At 65.7% G+C, this 15,957-nt stretch carries 18 protein-coding genes and 2 pseudogenes; 12 read left to right on the top strand and 8 right to left on the bottom strand.

Annotated elements, in window-relative coordinates:
- Positions 1-26: 26 nt before the first annotated feature.
- From MFF01_RS06380 to MFF01_RS06365, 4 genes are read left to right on the top strand one after another with little or no spacing between them, the layout of a single operon-like run.
- Positions 27-851 carry a transporter substrate-binding domain-containing protein gene (locus tag MFF01_RS06380; protein WP_238223148.1) on the top strand — a complete coding sequence of 275 codons (825 nt, stop codon included), beginning with the start codon at positions 27-29 and terminating at the stop codon, positions 849-851.
- A gap of 45 nt (positions 852-896) precedes the next feature.
- Positions 897-1,547 (top strand): amino acid ABC transporter permease, encoded by a 651-nt coding sequence (locus MFF01_RS06375; RefSeq protein WP_238223146.1) that lies wholly within the window; start codon positions 897-899, stop codon positions 1,545-1,547.
- A complete protein-coding gene (locus MFF01_RS06370) occupies positions 1,547-2,203 on the top strand; it encodes an amino acid ABC transporter permease (protein ID WP_238223143.1) in 657 nt (218 codons plus the stop codon). The genes MFF01_RS06375 and MFF01_RS06370 overlap by 1 nt, the downstream gene beginning before the upstream one ends.
- On the top strand, positions 2,196-2,963 hold the full coding sequence (locus MFF01_RS06365; protein ID WP_283207163.1) for an amino acid ABC transporter ATP-binding protein: 768 nt from the start codon (positions 2,196-2,198) through the stop codon (positions 2,961-2,963). Before MFF01_RS06370 ends, MFF01_RS06365 begins: the two co-directional genes overlap by 8 nt.
- 260 nt (positions 2,964-3,223) lie before the next feature.
- Here MFF01_RS06365 and MFF01_RS06360 read toward each other — a convergent pair whose 3' ends face one another.
- Complete coding sequence (locus tag MFF01_RS06360; protein WP_238223135.1) at positions 3,224-4,123, bottom strand: LysR substrate-binding domain-containing protein; 900 nt, start codon at positions 4,121-4,123, stop codon at positions 3,224-3,226.
- 126 nt (positions 4,124-4,249) lie between these two features.
- Between MFF01_RS06360 and MFF01_RS06355 the strand changes: the two genes are divergently transcribed.
- A complete protein-coding gene (locus tag MFF01_RS06355; protein WP_238223134.1) occupies positions 4,250-5,488 on the top strand; it encodes an MFS transporter in 1,239 nt (412 codons plus the stop codon).
- Between the two features lie 47 nt (positions 5,489-5,535).
- Here MFF01_RS06355 and MFF01_RS06350 read toward each other — a convergent pair whose 3' ends face one another.
- The 3 genes and pseudogenes from MFF01_RS06350 to MFF01_RS06340 all read right to left on the bottom strand — a co-directional run bounded on the left by MFF01_RS06350 (position 5,536) and on the right by MFF01_RS06340 (position 7,927).
- Complete coding sequence (locus MFF01_RS06350) at positions 5,536-6,873, bottom strand: glutamate carboxypeptidase (RefSeq protein ID WP_238223133.1); 1,338 nt, start codon at positions 6,871-6,873, stop codon at positions 5,536-5,538.
- A gap of 220 nt (positions 6,874-7,093) precedes the next feature.
- A pseudogene (locus MFF01_RS06345) lies at positions 7,094-7,744 on the bottom strand (SOS response-associated peptidase).
- 3 nt (positions 7,745-7,747) lie between these two features.
- On the bottom strand, positions 7,748-7,927 hold the full coding sequence (locus tag MFF01_RS06340; RefSeq protein WP_238223132.1) for a hypothetical protein: 180 nt from the start codon (positions 7,925-7,927) through the stop codon (positions 7,748-7,750).
- 720 nt (positions 7,928-8,647) lie between these two features.
- Between MFF01_RS06340 and MFF01_RS06335 the strand changes: the two genes are divergently transcribed.
- Positions 8,648-10,453, top strand: coding sequence for a glycoside hydrolase family 15 protein (locus tag MFF01_RS06335; RefSeq protein ID WP_238223131.1), 1,806 nt, complete (start codon positions 8,648-8,650; stop codon positions 10,451-10,453).
- Between the two features lie 136 nt (positions 10,454-10,589).
- On the opposite strand, the gene MFF01_RS06330 is transcribed toward MFF01_RS06335, so the two are convergent.
- Both MFF01_RS06330 and MFF01_RS22035 read right to left on the bottom strand, forming a co-directional pair.
- Positions 10,590-10,814 carry a hypothetical protein gene (locus tag MFF01_RS06330; RefSeq protein WP_238223130.1) on the bottom strand — a complete coding sequence of 75 codons (225 nt, stop codon included), beginning with the start codon at positions 10,812-10,814 and terminating at the stop codon, positions 10,590-10,592.
- A gap of 76 nt (positions 10,815-10,890) precedes the next feature.
- Positions 10,891-11,022 carry a hypothetical protein gene (locus MFF01_RS22035; protein WP_283207162.1) on the bottom strand — a complete coding sequence of 44 codons (132 nt, stop codon included), beginning with the start codon at positions 11,020-11,022 and terminating at the stop codon, positions 10,891-10,893.
- 208 nt (positions 11,023-11,230) lie between these two features.
- On the opposite strand from MFF01_RS22035, the gene MFF01_RS06325 reads away from it, so the two are divergent.
- The 3 genes from MFF01_RS06325 (at position 11,231) to MFF01_RS06315 (ending at position 12,405) form a co-directional block, all read left to right on the top strand.
- Positions 11,231-11,632 (top strand): hypothetical protein, encoded by a 402-nt coding sequence (locus tag MFF01_RS06325; RefSeq protein ID WP_238223129.1) that lies wholly within the window; start codon positions 11,231-11,233, stop codon positions 11,630-11,632.
- Positions 11,633-11,799: 167 nt separating this feature from the next.
- The gene (locus tag MFF01_RS06320; RefSeq protein ID WP_238223128.1) at positions 11,800-12,159 is read left to right on the top strand and encodes a VanZ family protein; all 360 of its coding nucleotides are present in this window, start codon (positions 11,800-11,802) and stop codon (positions 12,157-12,159) included.
- Between the two features lie 63 nt (positions 12,160-12,222).
- Positions 12,223-12,405, top strand: a complete 183-nt coding sequence (locus tag MFF01_RS06315) for a DUF3606 domain-containing protein (RefSeq protein WP_238223126.1) — start codon at positions 12,223-12,225, stop codon at positions 12,403-12,405.
- An 83-nt stretch (positions 12,406-12,488) separates the two neighbouring features.
- Here the strand turns inward: MFF01_RS06315 and MFF01_RS06310 are convergent, their stop codons facing one another.
- Positions 12,489-12,680, bottom strand: coding sequence for a recombinase family protein (locus tag MFF01_RS06310; RefSeq protein WP_238223124.1), 192 nt, complete (start codon positions 12,678-12,680; stop codon positions 12,489-12,491).
- Positions 12,681-12,842: 162 nt separating this feature from the next.
- Here MFF01_RS06310 and MFF01_RS06305 point away from each other — a divergent pair, with 162 nt between their 5' ends.
- Entirely contained in the window at positions 12,843-13,727 is an 885-nt protein-coding gene (locus tag MFF01_RS06305) for a DUF6662 family protein (RefSeq protein ID WP_238223122.1), read from the top strand.
- An 83-nt stretch (positions 13,728-13,810) separates the two neighbouring features.
- Here MFF01_RS06305 and MFF01_RS06300 read toward each other — a convergent pair whose 3' ends face one another.
- Complete coding sequence (locus MFF01_RS06300; protein ID WP_238223120.1) at positions 13,811-14,371, bottom strand: recombinase family protein; 561 nt, start codon at positions 14,369-14,371, stop codon at positions 13,811-13,813.
- 179 nt (positions 14,372-14,550) lie between these two features.
- Here MFF01_RS06300 and MFF01_RS06295 point away from each other — a divergent pair, with 179 nt between their 5' ends.
- Entirely contained in the window at positions 14,551-14,766 is a 216-nt protein-coding gene (locus MFF01_RS06295; RefSeq protein ID WP_238223118.1) for a DUF2934 domain-containing protein, read from the top strand.
- A 253-nt stretch (positions 14,767-15,019) separates the two neighbouring features.
- A pseudogene (locus MFF01_RS06290) lies at positions 15,020-15,945 on the top strand (IS3 family transposase); the annotation flags it as partial.
- Positions 15,946-15,957 lie beyond the last annotated feature (12 nt).

Below are 15,957 nucleotides of genomic sequence, written 5' to 3'. Positions count from 1 at the left end.
CTCATCGAGAGCAGAAGGACTAAGCCATGTCGTTCGTTCGGACCAAGACCTTTGGCATCGCCGCCGCCGTGATGCTGACCGTCAGCGCTTCGCAGGCCTTCGCGGCCAGCCTCGACGAGATCAAGGCCAAGGGGACGATGATCGTCGCCACGGAGGACAGCTATAAGCCGTTCGAGTACGTTGAGAACGGCAAGCCGATGGGCCTCGACCACGAACTCCTGGCGCTGCTGCGAAAGGAGACGCCGTTCAAGATCGACCAGCAGATCATCCCCTGGACGGGGCTCCTGGCCGGCGTCGCCACCGGAAAGTACGACGTGGCCCTGACCGCGGCCGTGATCACGCCCGAGCGGGTGCAGAGCCTCGCCTTCACGATGCCGATAGCAGATGCGACGCAGTACTATGTCGTCCGCGCCGACGAGAGCCGGATCAAGAGCGTGGCGGATCTGGCGGGCAGGACCGTGGGCGTCCAATCCGGCGGCGCCTCCTATGCCGCCCTAGCAGATCTCGAGCCCACGCTCGCCAAGACGAACGGAAAGCTCGGTAAGGTGGTGCAGTACACCTCCCTGCCGGAGGCCTACCAGGATCTGGCCAACGGCCGGCTCGATTATGTAATCAACGGCGTCGTGAACCTCGTCAGCCTGACGAAGGATCAGCCCAAGCGCTTCAGGATGGGTGAGGCGGTCGGTGCGCCGACGTATGCGGCCTGGGCCGTGGCCAAGGGCAACGACAGCCTTCTCGCCTATCTCGACGCGTTCATGGCGAAGGTGCGGGCGAGCGGTGAGCTCTACGCCCTTCAGGAGAAATGGCTGGGCCGCGCTTTCAAGGACATGCCCGCGACGGCGTCCAAGTAGCGGGGACCCGGGCGGCGAACACCTCAAACGCGGGGAGAGGCGGCCATGACGTGGCCAGCGATCCGGACGATCCTCGACGGCGCGGTGGTCACCGCCATGCTGGCGGCCGTCAGCATCCTGCTCAGCCTGCCGCTGGGCCTGCTCCTCGCCCTTCTGCGCTGGCGTCGGGTCCCGGTGCTCGCGGGAGCACTCGCAGCTTTCGTCAGCCTCGTCCGGGCGACGCCGTTCATAACGCTCGTCCTCTTCGTCTTCTTCATCCTGCCGTCGGCCGGCATCCAGCTGGATCCGGTGCCAGCCGCCATCCTGGCCCTGACAATAAACACGGCGGCCTTCAGCAGCGAGATCTGGCGGGCGGCCCTCCAGACCTTTTCGCGCGACCAGCGCGAGGCCGCCGCCGCGTTCGGCCTGTCGGAGCGGCAGATCTTCACCCGGATCGTCTTCCCGCAGATCTGGCGGGCCAATCTCGGGCCTCTTATCAGCGAGGTCACCATCCTGCTCAAATGCACCCCGGCGGTGGCGGTCATCGGCGTCGTGGAGATCACCCGCGCCGCCGGCCGTGTCGGCGCCGAGACCTACGAGCCGCTGCCTCCGTTCCTCGTGGCGACCCTAATCTACACCGCGCTGATCGCGACGCTCGTACGGGGCCAGCGCGTCGTCGAGCGCAGAATCGCCCGGCGTTACGGGGTGACGCGCTGATGAGCGGGCTGCTGGCCGTCTGGCAGAGCCGGGACGTCTTCCTGTGGGGGGCCGCCAACACCCTGTTGCTGGTGCTGGGGTGCCTGCTGCTCAGCATCCCACTCGGCATCCTCCTCGCCATCCTCCTCACCGAGTCCCCCGGGCCGCTGCGCCGGTCGCTCGCGGAACTTGTCGATCTCCTGCGCTGCGTGCCGTTCCTGCTGCTGGCCTACCTGGTCTATTACGGCCTGCCCGAACTCGGCCTCAGGCTCGATCCGTGGTGGGCGGGATTGGCCTCGCTGACGCTCTACACCACGGCCTATCTCGCCGAGATCTTCCGGGCCGCGTTCCTCGCCGTCGCCAGGGATTCCATCGAGGCTGCCCATGCCTTCGGTCTGTCCCGCGGCCTGCTCTACCGGCGCATCATCCTGCCCCAGGTCGCCATCACAGCCGCGCCGTTGATCGGAAACCAGGTCATCACGACCATCCGGGACAGTGCCCTCCTCATGATCATCACTGTGCAGGAACTGACTTTCGCGGCGAATTTCGTCAGTGCGAACACCTTCACGCCGTTCGCGCCGTTCGCCGCAGCTGTCGGCCTCTACCTCCTCATGTCGTTTGTAATCGAGGCAGGCGTGCGACGGATGGAAAGGGTAAGGAAGGTGCGCTTTGGCTGAGATCGACGCTGCCATCTCCGTGAAGGGCGTGTGCAAGGATTTCGACGGGTTCGAGGTCCTTCGCGACATCGACCTCGACATCGCCCCCGGCACGACGACCTGCATCCTCGGGCCTAGCGGCTCGGGTAAATCGACCCTCCTGCGCTGCCTAAACTGGCTGGAGGAGCCGAGCAAAGGCTCGGTGTTCATCCACGGCAAGCCGATCGGCCGGATCGGAACGGCGGCAACCGCGCGACCCATGGCCCGGCGCGAACTCGCCACCGCGCGAACCAGCATCGCCATGGTCTTCCAGCACTTCGCGCTCTGGCCCCATCTGACAGTGCTCGGCAACGTCGTTGAGGCCCCGGTCCATGTCCTGCGCCGCCCGAGGCGGGAGGCCGAGGCGGAGGGCCGCGCGATCCTGTCGCGCGTCGGCCTCGCGGAGAAGGCCGACGCTTACCCGCATACGCTGTCCGGCGGTCAGAAGCAGCGCGTCGCGATCAGCCGAGCCCTTGCCATGAGGCCGAAGGTCATCCTGTTCGACGAGCCGACCAGTGCCCTCGACCCCGAGATGGTTGGGGAGGTGCTCAGCGTCATCCACGAGCTCGCGAAGGAGGGGCTGACCATGGTGATCGTGACCCACGAGATGCGCTTCGCGCGCGATGTGGCCGACACAATCGTCTTCATGGAAGGCGGCTGTATCCGCGAGGTCGCGCCGCCACAGGCTTTCTTCACCGATCCGCAATCGGAACGCGCCAAACGCTTCCTGACCCGACACTAACGGGCAATCCAGCAACTCGACCTGCCGTTCGTGTAAATTAAGACTTTCGTCCGATTTCGAATACTCGATGGAACAAGTGGTGCGACCATTCTGGGTTAAATCTTGTCGGTCCGCTTCTTAGATGTTGGGTTAAAGGGACGGATGTTTGCTTGGAAAATGCGAGGGGTCCACTTCACGCACAGATCAGTCAACGTGCCGGACAAAGATGCCTCTCGCAAGGAAAGAAGCCGTCTCCGGCTCGGCCCAATGGTCGTCCGGTCTCATTGCGCGCCCGTGGCGACGAGCCAGTCGACGAATGCCGTAAGGGTCGACGTCTTGTCCGCGTCGTTCGGGACGAGGGCCACGTAGCCGGGGCGCGGGACAACGATCTCCGGGAACGGGGCGACGAGCCGTCCGGAGGCCAGATCGCCGGACAGCACCGGCAGCGGCCCGACGCCGTAGCCGAGCCCGTCCGCTGTCGCCTGCAGGGCAACGAAGTAGTGATCGAACGTCCGGCGTCGGCCCGTATCAAGGGGGAGACCAGCGAGGCCCAGCCAGTCGCTCCAATCGCCCGGGCGCGTCTCGCTCGTCAGCAGCGTACCCCCTTCGAAGTCATTCGGGGTGTGTAGGGGACGGGCCGCGAGGAGGGACGGGCTTGCAACCAGCGTGTTGGCCTCCCGCAGGAAAGGGACAGCGCGGTAGGCGCCCCAGGGATGGTGCGCCCCCGACCCGATACGCGGTTCGCGCCGGACTGCGAGGTCGAAGCCGCCGCGCAGGGCATTGTGCAAGGTCGTGGTCGTCGTGACGACGATTTCAGCCTCCGGCCGCGCCGCGTGGAAACTGTCCAAACGTGGGATCAACCAGCGCATCGCGAAGGTCGTGGGCGTGCTTACCCGCAGGATCCGTGACGCGAGGGGCCGGCCGCAGATCTCCGCCGCCGCGTCGAGCCTGTCGAAGGTGAGGCTGGCCGCTTCCGCGAAGGCTCGAGCCGCGGGTGTCGGGACGACGTTGCGCCCAACCCGCACGAATAGGCGCTGGCCGAACCACGCCTCCAGCACAGTGATCTGACGGCTGACGGCCCCGTGGGTCAGCCCGAGTTCGGCCGCCGCAGCGGCATGGCTGCCGGCTCGGGCAGCGACCTCGAAGACGCGCAGCGCGTGGAGAGGTGGAAGGCGGCGCATTAAACCTCCGAGGTCGATCCGTGAGCTTAGCGCACGGGTAGCGTGAGTCGAACGGCCCTCATCGACGAAGGCTCACGGGTGTAGCCGTCAGGAGGTTGGCTGCTGTCGGCCTTGGAAGGGTGATCGATGCCGACGACCATTGCGGAAACGGACGGGCGGGCCGCGACCCCGACCGATGGAGCGGACAACATCCGCCCACCCATCCGGACGCGCACCCTCGCGACGATCGGCGTCAACCACGCCCTGCACGACGGCTACACCGACCTGATCTACGTGCTGCTCCCGGTCTGGCAGGCGGAGTTCGGCCTCGGCTACGTCGCGCTCGCGCTGGTGCGCTCCCTCTACGTCGGCGCGCTGGCCGGTCTTCAGATGCCCGCCACGGCCCTCGCCCGGAGATTCAGTGCACGCAGGGTTCTGGTTCTCGGCACGTTGCTGGGGGCCGGCGGCTATGCGCTGGCCGGCGTCTCGGGCGGTCTCGCCGGCCTCTGTGGTGCCCTTGTGCTCTCCGGCGCGGGCAGCAGCACCCAACATCCTCTCGCCTCGGCGGTGATCGCCCGGACCTATGGGGCCGGGGCAAGGGGACCACTCGGCACCTACAATTTCGCCGGCGATCTCGGGAAGGCGGCGCTGCCCGCCTTCGCCGGGCTCCTCCTCACCCACGCCGACTGGCGCTTCGTGCTCTGGCTCGCCGCCGGCCTCGGGGTCGTCGTCGCCTTCGGGGTCGCCACCCTGCTGCCCCGCGAGCCCGTCCCGCGCGAGGATGCGCTGGCGTGCTCGCAAGCGGCCGTGCCCGGCGGCAGCTCTGCGAGCCGGACCGGGTTCGGACTCCTCGTCGCGGTCGGCATGCTCGACAACGCCGCGCGACCGGGCTTTCTCGTCTACCTCCCGTTCCTGCTGCAGGAGAAGGGAGCGGTCCTCACCACGGTGGGTGTCGCGTTCGGCCTCGTCGCCGTGGGCGGTGCACTGGGCAAGGCGATCTTCGGCCGGCTCGGGGAACGTTACGGGGTGACGCGGTGCGTGATCCTCACCGAGGCGGGTACAGCCGTCGCGATCCTGCTCGTCCTCGCACTCCCCCTCACCCCCGCCCTCACGGTGCTGCCCGTCCTCGGTCTGATGCTGAACGGAACCTCGTCAGTGCTCTACGGAACCGTGCCGGACCTCGCGCCGCCGGGGGGCGTCGCGCGCGCTTTCGCGGTCTTCTACACCTGGACGCTCGGCGGCAGCGCCCTCGCGACGCCTCTGCTTTACGGCCCGCTGGGCGATGCGGTCGGACCGACCTGGGCGGCCGTGGCCGCGGCTGTAACGGCTTTGGCTGTCGTTCCGATCATGCTCCGCCTGTCACCGAACCTCGCAAGGGGGCGATGACGCTCGGCCGAGGAGACGGCGCGGGCCTTCGATCGCACCATCCCGGCTCAACGGCTCGCGTCCTTCGACACCTCCATCACGAGGCGGGTCGCGAGGTAGAGCCGCGGCGTGATGCTGGCGAGGACGGCGAACTCGTCGGCGCTGTGATAGTGGCCGCCGACGATACCGAGCGACTCGATGATGGCGGGTTTCGCCGGGCTGTCGGGCTGCAAGGCGTAGCCCGCATCGGTGCCACCACCGATCTCGGCGAGGGATAGATCGGCGCCCAACTCCGCGTAGATGCTCCGCGCGCGTTCGCCGAGCGCCTGCGTCGCAGGATTCCGCGGCAGCGGCGGGCGACCCTTGGCGAGATCGAAGGTCACCTGAGTGTCGGGAACGCGGTGGGCACCGATGATCCTGCGCGCCGCCGTGAGCACTCTGTCGTACTCGCTTGGCGCGAAGTAGCGCATGTCGCCTTCCGCTTTCGCCTCCTCCGGGATGATGTTCGGCTTGGTACCGCCATGAAACACAGTCCAGTGCAGGCTGGTCCCCTTCGCCGGGTCGCCGAGATCTTGAAGCTGGAGGATCTGGTGGGCGAGTTCGACGACCGCGTTGCGGCCAGCTTCTGGCGCCCCGCCGGCATGGGCGGCCCGGCCTTTCACGATGAGGCTCGCGTAATTGATGCCCTTGGTCGCCACGGTGACGGCGTCGATGCCGGCCTCGGCAAATGACGGTTCGAAGGACAGAACCACGTCCTGGTCGCGGGCAATTTTTGCGATTTCGTCGCGCGATCCGCGTGAGCCGCGTTCCTCGTCGGGGTTGAGCACTACCGTGAGAGTGCCGTACCCATCGAAACGCATTGCTTCCAGGCCCGCAAGGACATGCAGGATCATTGCGATACCGCCCTTGGCATCAGCGACGCCGGGGCCATACGCGCGGCCTTCGCGCTCCGTATAGGGGCGCTTGGCGGCGTCGCCGGTACTGAACACGGTGTCGTAGTGCACCAGCAGCATGATCTTGCGCGTGCCGCTACCAGATTTCGTGCCGATCAGGGTGTTGCCGCCGAACACGGGGGCGGCTCGGAGGTTAACCGAGAGGCCCAACGCTTCGAGATGCGCCTTCAGGACCCCCTCAACCTTGGAGAGGCCGGGCACGTCGCCGGTTCCGGTATCAACGTCGACCAACCCCTTCAAGGTCTCGCGATACGGACCGTCCTGGGCTTTGGCCACGGCAAGAACGGCCTCGTCGGGCGCGGACAGCGCCGGGAAGGGCGCCAGGGTCACGAACAGCGCCATGGCGAGTGAGCAAACAGGAGCGCGCATGAAGGTCCTGATCATTGGCGGGTCGACGCAGCGATTCGGGGTTCGCTGAACGCACCTGTTCCGCGTTTCCGAGGCTTTGCCCACCCAGGCTCTCAAAATTCGTAGGTCGCAATTCGGCGCTTGGATCGCGCAGCTCTCGCGTGCTGCGGCCCATCCCGGTTTTGCAGCCGACGGTGCTGCGAACGCGCTCCGGGATGAACAGCAAAACACTCCTGCGAGCGAGCGCCTGTCAAAACGGTTGGTATGGGGCTCAGCCCGGATCGAAAGCAGGCCGATCGGAGCGTCGGAGGCGCCCCCTGCGGGATCACTCCGCTGGATCCCGCCGCGCGCCCTGCGCCACGATCCGCATCAGGGCGTCCGGCAGCGGTCGCTGCAGCTCCAGGGCGATCTCCGTCGGGGCTACGAGCCACGTGCTCCAGTCCTCGGGCGTCGTCAGCAGAACCGGCATGGCCTTCGGGTGGACGGGTCCGACCACGCCGTTCGGCTCACATGTAAGGAACGAGAACAGGTGGTGCTCCTCCTCGGCCCGGTCGGGGTTCTCAGCCTTCGTGCCACGTATGCCGGTCCGGGAGCGCAAGATGCCGGAGAACAGCGGACGCTCCTCGTCGAGGGCGAACCACGTCGGCGTCTCCTTCAGCTTGGTGTCGGCGTACTCGCTGAAGGACGAGACCGGCACGAGGCAGCGGAACTTGGGCTTGAGCCAGGGTCGCCAGTGCGGGCTCTTCACATTGCGCACGTTGGTGACGGGATGCTCGCCGAACGGCTTCGGCCCCGGAATGCCTCAGCGGCACATCTCCATCACGCGTTCGCCGTCCTCGCTGATGCGGACGATCGGCGCCCACTGGTCGGGGAAAATCCCCGGCATCGCCGGCAGGTTGCCCGTGCGATTGGCCGCGGCGCCGAACGATTCCCGGATCTCGGCCTGTGGCGTCACCAGGCTGTAGAGGTTGCACACGGCCTACCCGCCCTTCGCGATGACGAACAACCCCAGGCCGACGATCAAGAAGGCACCGGAAATCCGCGAGAAGGCGACAGCGCCGACGCCGTCATCGACGGCCCGAAGGTGAGCGACTTGCGCGAACATCGCGGCCCAGTACGCAGCCCACAGGCTCAGGACGGAGACGATCCACGTCGGCATGGTGCGCTCGATGCTTCAGACTGCGGGTCGGCGCTCGTGACGCCACGCGGCGACCGCATGGCAGCGCGCATCGTAGGCGTGTCGGACCGGCGTTCCATCCTCGCCGCGGCCTTCACTGCTGTAGCCGAAGCGAAGAACGCCGTCGGGACCGTAGAGGCGCGTCACCTCCGAGCGCCACTTTCGATCGGCCTGGGCAAGAACCGCCTCCGTGTCAGCCAGTCGGTTCGGATGCATCGGCTGCCTCAGATATCAGTGTGCAGAGTTCAACGCGATCCCGCGCCATCCGCTCCCATCAAGCGCAGAACTAACCGTATCCAGACCTGGAGATAGCAAGCCAGGTCACTGATCACCGCCATCGAGCTCTAAATCAGGGTTGAGCCGCAAATCGGGCGTGGCGGCTTCTTGGAGCTTCCCGAGCACCTTCGCTGTATCGCGGTCGCGTTGCCGCAGGTGGCGCTTGGCGGCAACGAACCATCGGTGGTCGCGTTGGAGCCGCATCCAGCGGAAGCCTCGGCCACATCTCGCCCCGTTCTTCTCGTCGCCACCACGTTCTCCCTCACCACGCCCGCCACGAAGCGACGCAAGTCGGTCAACGCCCACTGTGCCCGTCAGTGCACAGCGGACTGAACAGCTCGACGCGGCCTTCTACGCGCGCCAAGTGGCGGATGCGCGTCGGCGTAAGCACGGCCACCCCCTTTCGTTACCCAGGAGTCGTCGTCTGTGCTGAAGCCGTTTCCCCGCATAGGCGGCCCTGTCGAACGCAAAAACGGATATCTCCCCCTGGAGGCCTACGCGGCCTTGGGCGAAGGCCGCTCCGTGGCACTTTCCGGCGCGGACGGGTCTATCGATTGGTGGTGCTGCCCAAACCTCGACTCCCCACCGCTGTTCGACCGCCTGCTTGCTCCGGAAGGGGGCGGCTACTTCGCTGTGACGCCCGACGCGCCCTTCACGGCCGAGATCGCGTACAGAGACGGTAGCAACGTGCACGAGACCGTCTTCACGACGCCGACGGGAAAGGCGCGGCTGACCGAAAGCCTGAATAGTGGTCCCGCCGGCCGTTTGCCTTGGGCGGAACTCGCCCGTCGCATTGAGGGTCTGGAAGGGCACGTCCGTTTCCGGATCGAACTGGTCTTCGGGACCCGCGGGGATACCGCCGGTCCGTTCCTGTCGACGAACGCCAGCGGACGAGCATTTCACGTCATGGGTCTGATGGGATTGTTTCGCCATGGGGACGGCGTTCAGGTCGACGCCGAGGACGATCACGCGATCACAGCGCATGTCGAGGTCGTTGCCGGCCAGAGCGAACTCGTCGCCATCGTCGCTGGCGAGCACGAGCCGTTGGTCGTTGCGCCGGTCGCGGACATCGATCGCCGCATTGAGGTGTCCTGCGACGCCTGGCGCAACTGGACCGAACGTCTGGGCTACCGGGGGCGCTACCGCGACAAGGTCGAGCGCAGCGCGCTGGCGTTGAAGCTGCTGCTGTACTCTCCCACTGGCGCGATCGCTGCTGCGGCCACGACCTCGCTGCCGGAAGGCATCGGTGGCAAGAAGAACTACGACTATCGCTACGCTTGGGTCCGTGACGCTGGCTACGTCATCAAGGCGTTCCTCCGGCTCGGAGCCCACGCCGAGGCCAGTGCCGCGTTGACGTGGCTGTTCCGTCGCCTTGAAGAGCACGGCGCCCAGGTTCTCTACACCCTGGACGGAGAGGTCGTGTCCGATGAGGAGGAAATCGACCTCCCCGGCTACCGCGATTCCCGTCCGGTCCGAACCGGCAACGCCGCCTCCGGGCAGCATCAGCACGGGATCTACGGCGACATCTTCGAGACGGCGGCACGCTTCGTGTCCGGCGGCGGCATGCTCGATCTGCGAAGCGGCGCGCTGCTGGCGCGCCTCGCCGACGAGTGTGCCGAGACGTGGAAGCTGAAGGATGCGGGGATCTGGGAGCTGCCGGAGCCGCAGCACTACACAGGTTCTAAAATTAGCTGTTGGCAGGCGTTGGCCCGTGCGGTCGAGTTGGCCGAGGATGGCCATCTGCCGAGCTCTTGCAAGGACCGCTGGGCGCGGTCCCGGGACCGTGTCGCCGACTGGATCAACGAGCACTGTTGGTCAGAGGCAAAGCAGGCCTACGTGATGCACCCCGGAAGCGACAGGCTCGATGCGTCGCTGGCGCTGGCAGTTCGCTTCCGCTTCGGCAGTCTTGATCGCCTCACCGCGACCTGCAAGGCCATCGACCGCGATCTCGGGCGCGGACCGTACCATTATCGCTATTCGGGGGTGGATGCCGAAGAGGGGTGCTTCCTTGCGTGCACCTTCTGGCTGGTCGAGGCGATGGCCTTGCTGGGCCAGGGGGACGAGGCTGCGCAGAAGTTCGAGGCTTTGGTCGAGGTCCTCGATCGCAACTCCGGCATCCATTCCGAAATGGCCGACCCCAGCACCGGTGCCTACCTCGGCAACCTTCCGCAGGGCTTAACCCATCTCGCATTGATTCAGGCGGCCGCAACCTTGTCGGGATTGGAACTCTAAGGCCGGACCAATGCCCCGACGAAGAAGGGGAAGCCGATCCTGGGCAGAGGGATCGCTTAAAGCGAGCCTGGGAGAAGCGGCTGACGGAATATGGGCGAGCGAGCAATGCATGTTTCGCCAGCGAGCTCTCCCCGCTTCATGGCGCTGGCTCATCCGCCGTCAGAATGATGCGGCCCGCCTCTTCGACGACGTTGAACGACCACTCGGTGAGCAGCCACCCCCGTTCTTCCAAATGCGCAAGGGCGAACTCGGCGGCGTCCTCAAGGTCGTCAAACCGCTCAGGTAAGCGAAAGGTCGGTCTATCGTGATCGCCCCCTGCCCCTCCCGTCCGCGCTGGCATGATGTCGACGAAATATGCCATCCTGCCCCGCTCCCTCGCGCTGCATGCGGTGCGTCGGCGTTGCGGCTCTCGCTCCGATCGGAGCGACCAACCCTGCTCACGCCTGCACCACAGTCGGCCTCGGCATGCTGATCAGGCTGCCCTGTGGGATCGACAGGTCTGGGGCGGTACGGCGGATCGTGTCGGCGACATACGAGGGCGCGAGGTGTGCATAGTGTCTCTCGGCCATCCTCGTCCCCGAATGGGCATGGGTGGTCCTCTCCGGCGTCCTCTGCTGGCACCTTCGCGAACCTGAACGGACGCTGCCAATAAGCTTCAGCATTGATGCAGCCGCCCCCTGGCAATCTCCTTCTCACAGCCGAGAGACCATAGGCTGGGTCACCGAGACCGGGCACCACACACGATGCCGGCCTCCTCGAAATGTCAGGGGATGGGCGATGAAGAAGTTTGCAGCTCTTACGACCGCGGCGATTGTGGCGGTCGGTGCTCTCGGGACGCCGAAGGCTGAAGCTCGGGGTGGCGGCGCGGTCGCCGCTGGTGTCATCGGCGGTCTTGCGGCCGGTGCCCTTCTCGGGGCCGCCATCTCGGACGCCCATGCGGCTCCCGCCTATGGCTACGGCTACAGCCGCCCTGCCCCCGTCTACGGGTACGAGGACGAGGCGCCCCCGGTGGTCCGCTATCGCCCCGCTCCGGTGGTTCGTGAGTACGTGGAAGAGGTGCCGGTCTATCGGCGTCCCCGCCCCGTGCGTGTCTACGAGGACGATGATTCCGGGTATCGCCGCGTAGGGTACGGCTTCCGGCGGGACTGCGACCGTCCGCGTGGGTACGGCGGCTGGTAGCTCAGAACGCCTTAACCCCCCCCCCACTCCTCCCCACAGGGGACCCGTAAGCGGTTCCCCTCCTCGGCCCGCCGTTGCGTTCAGGTACGAGACCACTCGCGCGGGCCTATTCACCGAACCGTCACATGCGCCTCAGTGCCGCCTAGCTGGCCGTCCACACCCGGCGCATGTCGAACCTTGCCCGGTCCCTCGCATGGCTACTCCTGGCCGCCCTGATCTTCGCGACCATGGCCCCCATCGGGTTGCGTCCGGTGAGCGGGCTTCCGGTCGGCCTGGAACGGTTCGGCGCGTTCGCCGCCCTCGGGTTCCTGTTCGCCTACGGCTACCCGCGGCGGCGCTGGGAAGTGCTCGCCCTGGTGACCCTCGCGGGGGCCGGTCTGGAGGCGCTTCAGTTGCTTGAGGCGACACGGCACGGCCGAACTGGAGACTTCTTCGTGAAGGCCGCTGGCGGGGGCTTCGGCGTGGCTCTGGCGGTGACCCTGACTCGCATGACGGTACGGGCGGGGGTGCCCCTGGGCAGACCGTAAGGGGGCCAGCTTGACCCCGGATGCCCCCATGCTGACATGCGATCTCTGGAAGAGGGAACGGACATGGCCGGGCTGAAGGACAAACGAGGCTTCATCGACAAGGACCGCCTGGACCTCTCGGAGCGCAAGGCCGTGGAGTACTGGACGAAGCGGTGGGGCGTGACCCAGGACCAGCTCACTGCCGCGCACCGGAAGGTGGGCCGGATGACCAAGGACATTGCGGCCGAGCTGGGGAAGAAGCGGTAGGGGCCGGGATGGCGATGAGTGGTCTCGGGTGCCCCCAGGCCCCCTCACCTACCACACATGGGACCCGTAAGCGGCTCCCGTCCTCAACCGGCCTGTGCCTCCAGCTTCGAGACGACCCGCGAGCCCTGCATGGGGGACCACTCGCCGCCCCGCGCGGTCGGGATGCCGCGTTCATTCAGTGCAAGTGCGATGCCCCCCGAGGTCTCGATACCGGCCCCACGAAGCTCTGCGAGGATGGGCCCGAGGTCACCGGCCTGCTCGTTCGCCTTGGCCATTCTGCTGGCCCTCCACCCTAACCCATTGGTTGGCCCCTCAGCTTAGCGAAGGGCGTTGACGAAGCCGCGCAGCTATGACTAATTCGTATAGCAATGGCTATAAATGAGGTTGTCAGGATGCGAGCTCCCCCGCACCGGAACGTGGGTATAGCTTCCGTTGGGTTGTTTGCGCTCGCTTCGTTGGCAGCGGGGCAGGTCCCTCTGTCGTCGCGCGCTAAGGCTCAGACACTACCGACCGCCGCTGAAAACCTCACTCCTGGCGATATCGACAGTGAGCACCTGTTTGGCTTCACGGAAGGTAGTGACCTTGGTGTGCCCGGTGAAGCGGAGCTGGAATGGGAGACCTCCGGGCGACTGGGCAAACGTCTGCGGCGGTTCGTAGCCATTGACAGCGGGCTGGCGCTGAAGGTGCCACTGACGAGTGACTTCCGGCTGGCTCCCGGCATCACCTTGAACGCTTACGATGTTAGTACTCCTGGCACTCCTACGCGGTTGAGCGGTGGCATCGCGGGAGCCTTCTTGGAAACTCGCCTCCGCTTCATCGACCGTCGAACCGGTCCGTTTGGACTCACCCTCAACATCGTGCCGGGCTACAGCGATGTGGATAGTGGCTCAGGGGTGGGGGCACGCAGCTTCGGTACAGAGGTGGGGTTGCTCGCAGATTACGAGCTGATCCCAGGGAAGCTCGTTGCAGCCCTCAACGCCAGCTTTGCCTTCGCGTCAACGCGGCTCAACAGCGGCGATGAGCGGGTGCTTGGGTCGGGCACGGAGCTGGCCGCAGCCATCGCCTATCAACTTCGAGCTGGCTTGTTTGTTGGTGGCGAAGTTCGTTACGCGCGCACCTACGAAGGTCTGACGCTCGATCAGTTCGTTGGACAGGCGGTCTACCTGGGGCCGACCATCTACATGAGCCTTTCTCCTCATGCCTGGGCGTCGTTCACATGGAGCGTTCAGTTAGCTGGGAAGGCCGTGGGCGAGCCAGGGTCGCTCGACCTCACGAGTTTCGACCGACATCAGATGCGTCTTAGGGTGGGCTACAACTTCTGACATCCAGGTTTGTCACCCCGCTGGCACGCAGCCCTTAGGCCGCCCGAAGGACCGCCGAGTCAGGCTTGGCTGCGTGGTGGCCCTCACGCTGCCTTCGGACCTTCGCTCAACGCCCGATGCACGGATCCTTTCCCAATCCCAAGCTTGGTCGCGATAGCCCCCATGCTCAGGCCCTCCGCGGCCAGCGCCTTGATCTCTTCCGCCTTAGCCCGCGCGGTGGGCTTCCGGCCCTTGTAGGCGCCTTCCGCCTTCGCCTTGGCGATGCCGTCTCGCTGGCGCTCCAGCATCATCTCTCGTTCGAACTGCGCCACGCCTCCAAGCACATTGAGCATGAGCTTGCCCGTGGGCGTCGAGGTGTCTACGCCCAGGTTCTCGATGCGCAGAGCCACCCCCTTGGCCTCCAGGGCGGCAATGATGCTGCCCAGGTGGGTCACCGAACGTGCCAGGCGGTCCAGTTTCGTGACAACAATGGTGTCCCCCTCACGGGCGAACTCCACGGCCATCTCCAGGGCCCTGCGGGGGCCGACCGATGACGCCTGCTCCCTGAACAGCTTCTCGCATCCCAAGGCCGTCAGGTCGCGAGTTTGAGCCTCCAGGCCGGCTTCCTGTTCTAAGGTGGAGGTGCGGGCGTATCCGATGAGCATGGGGGCGTTCCGGTTCGGGTCGTTCCATTAAGTTTTTTGACGTTGAACTATGCCCCGTTCCGAAATGAAATATGACTTTTGTGGAACGACTACGATAGGGCGTTGGAACGTTCCGCACGGGCAAGCTCTATTGGAACGGTGGGACCAGTGCGCTGGAGGTATGGATGTGTGGAACGTCCGTGAAGTGCGGTGAAGAAGCCCCGACCCTTCGCTCAGAAGCCGAGGCGATCTCGGATGAGCACATTCGTGAGCGCGCCTATGACATTTGGGAGCGGCATCATCGCCCAGAAGGCTTTGAGATGCAGTTTTGGCTCATGGCGAAGCGCGAGTTGATAGCGGAGCGGGAAACGAAAATTGTCTGTGCGGCGCTCTCGGACAGAGGGGTGGGAGAGTGAGTGTGATCGTCCCCCATTGAAGTGGTCCGCCCTTTGGTATGGCTTTTGAGCCTGGAGGACGGACAAGATGGCAAAGCAGCCGAAACCCGAGGAGATTGTCGCCAAGCTACCGCAGGCGGATGTGTTGATTTGACAGGGCCAGAGCGTGGCCGATGCAATCCGCGCGCTCGGCGTGAGCTGGGTGACGTGACCTGACCGGCTGGCTTTGGACCGGGCTGATTGAGAGGATCAGCCAGGACTGAAGGAGCTGGATATGAAGCGAGGTCAGAAGGCGGGTGCGGAGCAGGTGGTTCTGAAGCTGCGCCAGATCGAGGTTCAAACGGCCCAGGGCAAGACTTTGGCCCTGGCCTGCAAGGAGGCCGAGATCTCCGAGCAGAGTTACTATCGCTGGCGCAAGGAGTACGGCGGCCTGCAGATTGATCAGGCCCGTCGGATGAAGGATCTGGAGCGGGAGAACGCGCGATTGCGCCGGCTCGTGGCTGACTTGTCCCTGGAGAAGCAAGTGCTGGCGGATGTCGCCTCGGGAAACTTGTAGCCCCGGAGCGACGCCGGCAGGCAGTCGACGCGATCCAGGAGAAGTACGGCCTCTCGGAGCGCCACGCCTGCCGGATCGTCGGCCAGCACCGGGGCACGCAACGCTACGTGCCGACGGTGCCGGCTGACGAGGATGCGCTGACCCGCGCCATCATCGCCCTGGCGTCCGAGTACGGACGCTACGGCTACCGCCGTGTCACCGCGCTGCTACAGGCGGCGGGCTGGCAGGTGGGCAAGGACCGGGTTCAGCGGATCTGGCGTCGTGAGGGGCTCAAGGTACCACAAAAGCATCGGCCACGAAGCCGGTTGTGGTTGAACGACGGCTCCTGCGTGCGGCTGCGGGCTCTCCATCGCAATCACGTCTGGAGCTTCGATTTTGTCCAGGGTCAGACCCATGACGGGCGAAGCCTGCGCATCCTGACGCTGATCGACGAGCACAGTCGCGCCTGCCTGGCGCTCAAGGTCGCGCGGCGCATCAATAGTCTGGGTGTGATCGAGGCGCTGGCCGATGCGATGTGTCTGCATGGCATCCCAGACAATATCCGCTGCGACAATGGTCCAGAGATGATCTCGAAGGCTTTGCGGAAATGGGTCGCCAAAACCGGCCCACAGATCCAGTACATTGCACCAGGGTCGCCGTGGGAGATGGCGTAATCG

Origin of the sequence: Methylobacterium adhaesivum (genome assembly GCF_022179065.1) — a bacterium.
GTDB classification, from domain to species: Bacteria; Pseudomonadota; Alphaproteobacteria; order Rhizobiales; family Beijerinckiaceae; genus Methylobacterium; species Methylobacterium adhaesivum.
Note: the sequence above shows the minus strand (reverse complement) of the source record. Positions and strands in the feature narration are given on the sequence as shown.

Excerpts from the sequence above, each read along its gene's own strand:
- MFF01_RS06300 (WP_238223120.1), bottom strand. The coding sequence starts at position 14,371 with ATGCTCATCGGATACGCCCGCACCTCCACCTTAGAACAGGAAGCCGGC.
- MFF01_RS06380 (WP_238223148.1), top strand. The coding sequence starts at position 27 with ATGTCGTTCGTTCGGACCAAGACCTTTGGCATCGCCGCCGCCGTGATG.
- MFF01_RS06315 (WP_238223126.1), top strand. The coding sequence starts at position 12,223 with ATGGCCGGGCTGAAGGACAAACGAGGCTTCATCGACAAGGACCGCCTG.
- MFF01_RS06360 (WP_238223135.1), bottom strand. The coding sequence starts at position 4,123 with ATGCGCCGCCTTCCACCTCTCCACGCGCTGCGCGTCTTCGAGGTCGCT.
- MFF01_RS06320 (WP_238223128.1), top strand. The coding sequence starts at position 11,800 with ATGTCGAACCTTGCCCGGTCCCTCGCATGGCTACTCCTGGCCGCCCTG.
- MFF01_RS06310 (WP_238223124.1), bottom strand. The coding sequence starts at position 12,680 with ATGGCCAAGGCGAACGAGCAGGCCGGTGACCTCGGGCCCATCCTCGCA.
- MFF01_RS06375 (WP_238223146.1), top strand. The coding sequence starts at position 897 with ATGACGTGGCCAGCGATCCGGACGATCCTCGACGGCGCGGTGGTCACC.
- MFF01_RS06330 (WP_238223130.1), bottom strand. The coding sequence starts at position 10,814 with ATGGCATATTTCGTCGACATCATGCCAGCGCGGACGGGAGGGGCAGGG.
- MFF01_RS06370 (WP_238223143.1), top strand. The coding sequence starts at position 1,547 with ATGAGCGGGCTGCTGGCCGTCTGGCAGAGCCGGGACGTCTTCCTGTGG.
- MFF01_RS06325 (WP_238223129.1), top strand. The coding sequence starts at position 11,231 with ATGAAGAAGTTTGCAGCTCTTACGACCGCGGCGATTGTGGCGGTCGGT.
- MFF01_RS06355 (WP_238223134.1), top strand. The coding sequence starts at position 4,250 with ATGCCGACGACCATTGCGGAAACGGACGGGCGGGCCGCGACCCCGACC.
- MFF01_RS06340 (WP_238223132.1), bottom strand. The coding sequence starts at position 7,927 with ATGCCGACGTGGATCGTCTCCGTCCTGAGCCTGTGGGCTGCGTACTGG.
- MFF01_RS22035 (WP_283207162.1), bottom strand. The coding sequence starts at position 11,022 with ATGGCCGAGAGACACTATGCACACCTCGCGCCCTCGTATGTCGCCGAC.